We start from the raw sequence: 8,756 nt of genomic DNA, 5'->3' as shown, positions 1-8,756 counted from the left end.
CTCCACCGGAGCCCTCCAACACATCGCCACCATCGGCGGCATCACCACCATCAACGCCATCAAAAGCATGGGAGACATCAACCTCACCAACGCCCCCACCCCCGAAAACACCACCAACAACACCACCACCCCGCCCAACAACCCCGACAACACCCCTCCCACCGACAGCAACAACGGCAACAACACCCGCGACCAGAACAACAACGGGGAAAACGGGGACGACGCCACCCCCGACATCACCATCAACAACCCCAATAAAACCCCCACCCCAGAAACCACAGCCGAAAGAAGCAACAACGACGTTTCCCAGAGCGGGATGGAGAAAGGGAACGGGAATGGCCGAGAAAACAGCAACAACCGTTCAGCAGACCGTGAGGAGTTCACCCCCGGTTCACCGGACGACACCGGCCCCGAGGCGCCTGCTGGTAACCACCGCACGTACAGCACCCCGGTACCGGTGCCGGTCGAACGCACCGGGCCGCCGGTAACCGGGCCCACCGAGCCGGCCGGGTCGTCCCAGGCAACCGTCCACGACGCCCCCGCCCCGCCGGCAGCCGAATCCGACCCGTCCGACGGCTCCTCCCTCTATGACGAGGCCCCCCGCTCCAGGCCCGAGACCCCGGACGCGAACCGCTCCTGGCAGCCGCCCCCCGAGTTCGTCCTCGACCCCAAGCAAGAGGCCGGATTCGATTCCGACTCGTTCGTCAGGGCGCTTCTCAACCCCGGACGCGACCCGCTCGATCTCTTCGCCGACCTGCCCGGGTTCACCAATGAACCGCTCATCGTCAACGTCCTGCACGACATCACCGTGACCGGGGGCGGCCTCCAGGCCCCCCTTGGCGGACAGGAGACCCCTGCCCCGCTCGTCCAGGCTCCTCCGTCGACGCCTCAGGCGACGACCTCCCAGACGTCCAACGGGCAGGGATCGGACGCCACCGGCCGGGCGGAACGGACAGGGGGCGGGTCCGAGGGCACGCCGCGCACCCGCCCCGTGGGCGAGCGCGGGCTCCCCTCCGGGTCCGCCTCCGTGCCCGCCCCGCCCCTCGTCCCCACGGAGACCGGCTCCGACCAGCTGTCCGAAACCGTGCCGTCCGCTTCGGAGACGGCGGTGGGCCCCGCACCCCGGGACGTCCCGGAGCAGGAAGCCCCCTCGACCGACCCCGCGCACCGATCCGATGCGGCCCCCGAACCGACCCCGGACGCCGGTTCGGACCTTCGTCCGGCCGGGGAGAGGGATCGGACCGGCCCACCGTCGGTCCCGGCCACCGAATCCTCCGCGCCCCTCGCGCCCGATATCGACCTGCCCAACCGTTTGGTCCCGTCGCACGGAACCCTGGACGACACGGACGACCTCGCCATCAGCCCCCTCCCCCACCCCACGGACACCGTCGACACCCGGACCACCGACGGCGGCGTCCGTCGACTGGACTACATGATCACCTCGGAGTGGATCGAGTCCTACGGTGTGCGGACGGACATCGACGGGATCTTCGAGACGGTCGGCGACACGCTCCCGACGCAGGTGGAGGCCGATTTCAGGAAGCAACTGGAACGCGACTCCCGCCCCTTCTTCCAGCCGGAGGGCGTCACGGTCGCCGGACCCGACGGCCGGGGTTTCACGCTGCGGCTGGCCTCGGTGGACAACCGGTGGACCGCCGGGACCATCCCGGGGGACCGGTCCCTGTCGGCCACGGCGCAGTACAAGGGACTGCACGAGGCACAGGAGCAGAACGGGCGCTCCGAGTCCGGGATGCACGGTTCCGCCAAGCGCGTGGGGGCGTCGTTCTCCGGCCACCTGCTGGCGACGGGAGGAGTGGCGCCCCTGCCCGGGTTCCGGATCAACGGGGGCGTCGGGTCGAGCAGTTGGCAGCAGTCCGGCGGAGACGGCCGAACGGCCACCCGGACCACCGAGATGGTCGGCGCCGGGGCCGACTACCGGGCTGCTCTCGACATCCGGCTGGAGACGACCGGGCCCTCCGGCGGAAACGAGACCTCGGCGCAACTGCCCTCGGGGGTGCAGTTGACGATCATGGGCGGCCTCAGGCCCCCGTCGTCCCCCCCGCGCACGATCTCCTTCGCCGACGCGTTCGATGCATCTCCCCGGAACAGGGTCGTCCCCCGACAGTACGGTCGTTACCTGGGCAACAGCCATCCGATCTGGATGCGCTACACCTCGGCCCCGACGGCCGGCACCGACTCTTCGGGAGGAACTGCCGCCCCGAGGGACCCCGGCCAGTGGCTCGCCGATCGCCTGGGCTACGACACGGTCGCTCCCCCTCCCGGCCCCGGCAGCAGCCTGCGCAGCCGGATCGCCTGGCAGTGGAAGAAGTCCGCGGCCTACGAGCGCGGCCAACAGCTCCGTTCGGGCTTCACGCCCAAGAAGATGGCGAACTACCTTCCGACGATGACCACCGACCCCGTGACGCTCCTGGTGCACGACGCGGAGGGAAATCCACGAGCCGTCACCTTCTGGTCCCAGCCGGTGTCGATGCGCACCATCCCCGACGTCCCCGACAAGTTCACCATCAAGCACACCGACAGGTCCGCCAAGGACACGAGCATCTCGGCCGCACGCACCGATGGCCTGACGGTCCGCCCGGGGTTCGGGTTCCTGGAGCGGGTGGCCGCCGACCTGGTGCGATTGGAGATCCCGTACTACGAGTACAGCTACACCAGGGAGAAGACCGAGAGCCGTTCGCGTGGGACCTCCGCGTGGAACTCCCCGCTCTTCCACAGCTCCGACACCACCGTCTACGAGGTGGACCGCAGGATCGCGGTCTGGGTCGACGGGGAATCCGAGCCCACCTTCTTCGATGCCGCGTCGATCGAGGCGCTGACCTCCCAGGAGGCGCGGGTGCTCGCGGCTCCCGCGTCCAACCGGCCCGACCCGACTTCTCCCGACGTGGTGCTCGACCCGTTCCTCGACCGGAACCGGATCGTCAACTTCGGCGACGCCCTGGTACGCAACGTCACCTATCCCGACGGGGGCGAGGTTCGGCAGCGAGAGGGCCGTCCGGTAACGGTGTTCCGCGAGTACGCGCACGAACTCCTCACAAGGATCAACAAGCAGTACCCGGGGATGGTCCTGCCGCACATGGCGATTCCGGGCGCGGCACAGCCGCGAAACACCCACACGGGATGGAACCATCGGCGCAACCACGACGCCGCGGTACGCAACACGGTGCGGGTGCTGGAGGCGGCGAGCCTGAACGGCTTCCGCTTCCAGCGGGACGAATGGGTGTCGCACGGTGTCGAGGTGAAGCTGGAGGAGACCAAGAAGTACCCCGGGTGGAGCGATGTGCGCAGACCGTCCCTGCGCTCGCCCGACCACGTCTCGCTGTGGCTCACCGCGCGGGTCGCCCGCCCCCGCGCAGGGGCCGACCTGGCGGACTCCAACACCGGCAGTGGCACCGGCGCGGCGGCGAAGCAGCAGAACCGCGTGTCCAAGATCCGGACGCACGCGCACGAGCTCCGCGCGGCGGCGATGTGGCGACAGGTGATGCACACGGACGCGCGGGGCTACCCGGACCACACCGCCGGAGCGGGGGCCCGACTCGGCTGGGAGAGCCGACGTTCACGCAACCACACGTTCGGGCGGTCGGTCACCGGCGAGCACAACGTCAAGGACAAGGGGGCGAGCCAACAGCTTTTCTCGAACGTGGTGTTCGGTGCACGAATCGGCGCCGGCAGCGACCTGGTCCCGTGGCCCTCCCGGGTACGCCCGCGCGGCTCCGACACTTCGACGGACCTCTTCACCGACAGCGGGGTTGCCGGGCGGGTCGAACTGCACACCGTGCGCAACCGCCGGCCGATCCCGATGGACCCGCCTCTTCCGTCGGGTCCGCTGCGCCCGCTCGCGCAGCGCGATGCCGAGTCGCCCGCCGCCGGGAGCCGGCAGGAGGTGAGCAGGCTCGCGGGCGCCCCCGCCAAGGACCTGTTCCACAAAGGCATCCGTTCCCGCATCGTGGGCCTTGAGGACGTGCGGGCCCGCGAGGCGCAGATCCAGGAAACCCCGGCCCAGGAGACCCGGACCCGCCGTACCCGAGCCGAAGACACCCGAACCCAAGAAGCCCGAGCCGAAGAAGCCCAGGAATCCGACGCCGGGTTGGAGATCGTCCAGACTCCCGGGGCTCGACGGCTCATGGAGACGTTCAGCAGTCCCCAGGCGCTGAACCCGGTCATCGCCATGACTCCCGAAGGCTTCCCGATCAGTGTGCTGTCGCACACCTACGCCGAGCTCGACCAGGACCACTACGCCTTCGCCAACTCGATGGGCAACGGCCGGGGGACGGCCCTGGCCATCGCCAACTACCTGGCGCCGCAGACCCTGGCGGCCGTACCCGAGATCAGCGGCAATCTCGGGAGCCGGCTACGGGTGCAGTACGACGACGGTGTCCTGCCCACCCGGACCAGGACGACTCTGAGCACCTGGTACGTCCCGACCCGGATCGTCTCCTTCACCCTGCGCCCCAAGGCCACCGTGGAGTCGTCCCAGACGGTGGAGACCAGTCTCGGTTACGGCACCTCCAAGAGCTCCTCCTACTACTTCGCGCTGTTCGCCGGCTACGGCGGCAACCCCAACCCGACCGACAGCGGACCGACCGCCTCCCCCGACGACGCGACGCGGCCGGTCATCCGTCCCCGGGGCGAGGTCCGGTTGGACGTCCACGGCCGGGGAGCGCGAGGCTCGGAGTCGTTGACGTTCCGGATCAAGACCGAGGTCAAACTCCAGGGACCGGCGTTCGCGTACGTCACCGACGGGGTCATCGGCCAGGCCGTCGAACGCAAGCACGACTTCAACTTCCTGCTGACCGTGCCCCGGTCGCCCTCGACCCACGGCTACTCGGCGTGGCTCGCGTCGGTGGAGAGCTCCCGCAAGGGGCTCGTCCCGGCGCTGTGGGCCTACACCGACGGGCTGGTGCCCGACCTGATCGCGTGGAATCCCGACGGGACGGTCGGGAGGGTCGGCACTCAGCCCCCTCCGGCCGCGCCCGCGGCCACGATCACCGCGTTCGACGGTTTCGCGGACAAGGGGTACCAGTCCAAGCCGATCGATCCGCAGGAGGCGATCGAGGACCTGGTGGCCGACCTGAAGCGGGCCAACCTCGAACTGACCGACTGGAGCCGGGAGGACTTGTTCCAGCAGTTGTCGTCCAACCTCAACCGCGGCCTCGGCGACCTTCCCCCATTGCCCGTGCGGATCCGCCCCGTCGACTTCGTGCACACCCGCCGGGGCGGGCGGGAGGAGCAGGGCGGGACCGCAACCGTGTCCGTCCCCGAGAACAGTCGGTCGCTGCACGCCAAAGGGTGGTCGAGTCCCGCCCACATCACGGTGGAAGTGGTCCGGGGCGCCTCCCGGACCAGCCAGATGGGCGGGCGCATGGAGTTCGTGGAGAAGGTGAGCGTCACCGACGGGGCGTCCAGGGGGACGTTCACCTTCAACGGGCTGTCGGGCGGCGCTTCCGTGGAGCTCCGATTCCCTCCCTCGTACCCGGGCTCCGACGAACCGGGGCCGCAACCGCAACAGCGGCCGGTGGGGATGGGGCCGGAGTTCGGCTACCAGGGCCGCCGGCTGACCGGTGACTCCTGGTCGGCGGGTGAGTCCCGCGAGCTCTCCCACGAACGGGTGCTGTTCAGCCCCTACGCGGTGGTGGACACCGACACGGTCCTGGTCCTCACCCTGCACACGGGGGACGGCGCCTACCAGGGCATGAGCGGTGCCGGCCAGGTCCAGAACATCTACCCGACGCCCTATCTCACGATGGGCGGGGACGCCGCCGGGGCCGCGCCCTCGGCCCCCCGGGTGTTTCGCGACTCCATCGGACTCCGTGCGCCGAACCGGGAGACCGCGGTGCAACGGTGGGCCGATGAGCGGGCACGACAAGGGTCCTACGTTCAGACGTCCGAGGACACCCGGCTCACCCCGGTCGGGGTGAACGGCGGGGGCACAGCGGTGTTCGACGCCGCGTTCGCCGCCGCGGCGATGGCCAACGGGTGGCGGCCTCCGGCTACGGACCGGCACCCGGACCACGGCCTGTCCCCCGCGAGCGTCGACGCGGCCAAGGGGTTCCTCAACGGCAAGGGGGACGGGTTCCTGATCAGCCCGTTGAACTTCGTCACCGGCGAACTCGTCCTCCAGGGGCTCACCGCGGCGGCGCTGGGGGCCCCCGGGGGAACCGAACTGGTCAGGTTCGGGGAGACGACGGTGAGCCTGAAAGCCCTCGTCGACCCGACGAGCGTCACGCTGCTGTCCGCAAGCGAGGAGAGCCGTTCCCGGGACGCGGAGCAGGGCGCGTCGAGCGGTTCGTCGGACCGGCAGGAGGCTGGGGGGCACGGCGGCGCCAGCGGTTGGCGCGGGGTGGTGTCCTCGCGCGACCAGGACAGGATGCACGAGAACACCGGCGGGACGACGATGCTGAACATCGCCGACGACGGGGGCGTCTCCTCCGGGGTGAAGGACACCTCCGTGGCGCAAGGCCCCGGGTCCAGACGGCTCTTCCTCGTCTCGGTCCCGACGACCTGGTTGGCGACGGCCGAGGCGCCGGGGGCGGTGTCGGCGTTCGGCCCGACCCATCACCTGGCCTCCGTGGAGGCCGACGCCCCGCTGACCCTGTGGATCGGTGAGGACGAGGCGCGTTCCCTCGGCCTGGACGTGGACGCGCCGGAACTCGTCGCGCTCGCCGGGGCCGAAGCCGTGTTCGGGAAGGCCGACCTGGATTACCTCCAGGCGCGGGGGGCCTTGAACGAGCTGGTGGGCGGGCGCGACGCACGCGCGGACGACCCCTCCTACCGTGCCGAGTACGTCGAGGCGGAGCGGCTGCTGGGCGAGGCCGACGCGGAGCGGACCCGGCTGCTGCGGGAACTGGAGGAGGCACTGGAACGGGCCCGGACGGCCACTCGGACGCGCGTGGTGCCTGCGGCGGGCGACGAGACGGGCCCCGGTCCGGCACGCCCGGCTCCCAGCGGGTCGGGCCGGAGCACCCCGGTGGAGGTTCCGCGACCGGAGGAGCGGCCCCGGCCGGAACGCTCCCCGCTGCCCCCGCCTCCCGCATCGGGTCCGCGCACCGGCGAACCGTCGGTGGCTCCCGTCCCCTCCCCCGAGAACACGGGCCTCCCTGCGGCCCGCCCCGCCCCAGCCCTCGCACCGATCGTCGAGGAGGAGGGGAGCGCCGGGATCACGGAGGTGCGGGGGCCGGCGGACCCGCGTGATGAGTCGGAGATCAGACAGGAAGAGCTGAACAGCATGTTCTCCGCGCTGCTGAACAGTGGGCGCTGACGCGGGGACCGGACGCTGTGTCGGGGCCGCGCGCTCCGTGGACGGGGCGACCCGTCCGGCCGTCGCGCGGGAAGCGACCAGGCTCCCCCGGGAGCGACGGCCGGACGGTTTCCGGTTACTGGAGAGGGTCCTGCGGGAGGGCGGTGTACCCGAACGCGGCCAGCCGGTCGCGCACGTACTCCGGGCTGCGCCCCGTCTTCTCGGCCGCCTCCAGGACGTGGTTCGGGGGGACCTGCTGGTCCACCGCCCGCCAGGGGTAGCCGCCGTTCAGGTCGCGGCTGACGATTTGGGCGTCGTCCGGTTCCAGCGTCTCGGGCAGCTCCCCCTGCGGCAGGTCGGCGTAGCCGAGCAGCGCCAACCGGTCGCGCACGGACGCCGGACTGCGCTCCAGCGCACTCGCCGCCCCGAGCACATGCGGCAGCGACACCTCGTCGTAGACCTCCAACCAGGGGGCTTCGCCGTTCAGGTCGCGGCTGGTGATCCGGGCGTCCCCCGGCTCCAGCTTCTCGGGCAGCCCTCCCTGCGGCAGGTCGGTGTAGCCGAGGATCGCCAACCGGTTGTGCACGTACACCGGGGGGATGTCCGTCTGCTCGGCGGCACGCAGGATGTGGCCCAGCGGTATTTCCGCGTTGGTGTCCAGCCAGGGGAAGCGGCCGTCGAGGCCGGCGCTGATGATCCGGACGTCGCTCGTCCTCAGCGTTTCCACGCGTCCCCGGAAGGGCAGGTTGTCGAGTCCCAGTTCGGCCAGCCGGTCGTACACCTCCACCGGGGGGCGTTTCATGGCGACCCCGGCGGCCAGGAGATGGACGAGGGTGACCGTTTCGTCCTCGTTCAGCCAGGGGAGGCGGCCGTCGAGGCCGACGCTGACGATGCGGAGGTCGTCGGGGGTCAGGGCCTCCACGTCGTTGCGGGACGGCAGGTCGGTGAACCCCAGCGCGACCAGCCGGTCGTACGCGAGCACCGGGCTGCGGCCCGTCCTGCTCGCGACGCGCAGCAAGTGGATCAGCGCGACCTCGTCGTCGACGCCGGAGAGAGCGCCTCCCCCGTCCGGTCCGCTCTCGACGAGCGCGAGGTCCTCCGGCTCCAGTGTCTCGGGGAGTCCGCCCTGCGGCAGACCGGTGAACCCGAGTTCGGCCAGCCGGTCGCGGACGTACGCCGGGCTGCGCCCCGTCCGCTCGGCGGCGCGGACGACGTGGCCCAAGTCCACTTCGTCGTCGGTGTCCAACCAGTGGTCGTCCTCCGGCGTGGCACCGGCAAGGAGAAGATCGTCGGGCTGGCCCGCCTCGGCGGCCGTCCTGTCGGGGATCCGGGTGTATCCGAGTTCGGCCAGCCGGTCGCGCACCTGTACGGGGCTCAGCTCCACGGCCTCGGCGGTGCGCAGCAACCGGATCAGCGATACCGGCTCCCCGGTCTCCAGCCAGGGGCTCTCACCGTCGAGGTCGGCGCTGACGATGCGGAGGTCGTCCTCGCTCACCTGCGC

The 8,756-nt window shown here is 70.9% G+C and carries 2 protein-coding genes; one reads left to right on the top strand and one right to left on the bottom strand.

Annotated features, from left to right (window positions below):
• Positions 1-67: 67 nt before the first annotated feature.
• Entirely contained in the window at positions 68-7,276 is a 7,209-nt protein-coding gene (locus QSJ59_RS23860; protein WP_285762020.1) for a hypothetical protein, read from the top strand.
• A gap of 115 nt (positions 7,277-7,391) precedes the next feature.
• Here QSJ59_RS23860 and QSJ59_RS23855 read toward each other — a convergent pair.
• Positions 7,392-8,756: wHTH domain-containing protein (locus QSJ59_RS23855; RefSeq protein WP_285762019.1), on the bottom strand; the 1,365-nt coding region annotated here is incomplete at its 5' end.

The sequence above is a fragment of the Nocardiopsis ansamitocini genome, from assembly GCF_030268225.1.
Taxonomy (GTDB): domain Bacteria; phylum Actinomycetota; class Actinomycetes; order Streptosporangiales; family Streptosporangiaceae; genus Nocardiopsis_D; species Nocardiopsis_D ansamitocini.
The sequence above is the reverse complement of the archived record's forward strand: the minus strand, read 5'-3'. Positions and strand labels throughout refer to the sequence as shown.

Coding starts and splice junctions, on each gene's coding strand:
- QSJ59_RS23860 (WP_285762020.1), top strand. CDS start 68: ATGGGAGACATCAACCTCACCAACGCCCCCACCCCCGAAAACACCACC.